Annotated in this window: 1 pseudogene; it reads right to left on the bottom strand. The window is 41.2% G+C overall.

Annotated features, from left to right (window positions below):
- Positions 1 to 243: pseudogene (locus tag AAEY62_RS24250) on the bottom strand (hypothetical protein); the annotation flags it as partial.

Raw genomic sequence — 243 nt, 5'->3', positions numbered from 1 at the left:
AAGCACAGGCATTAGACTGCAGGTTGGCAAGTTCCTGAATCACTTTACCTGAGGGGATGATCACTCTTTCAAAGGTAATATGCGGCAGCTGCTGTTCTAAAAGCGAAATAATACTTTCGTCACGACCTTGGGATTTGTTCGGCCCGCTTATAATGTAGTAGGGCGCAAAATCATGTGTTAACCATTTTATTGTTCTGGCATTACACTTTGTGCTTAAAAATACACAGACTAACAGTATTAACC

Source organism: Pseudoalteromonas sp. GW168-MNA-CIBAN-0100 (assembly GCF_040309225.1).
Taxonomy (GTDB): domain Bacteria; phylum Pseudomonadota; class Gammaproteobacteria; order Enterobacterales; family Alteromonadaceae; genus Pseudoalteromonas; species Pseudoalteromonas arctica.
This window is presented reverse-complemented; position numbering and strand designations above follow the sequence as displayed.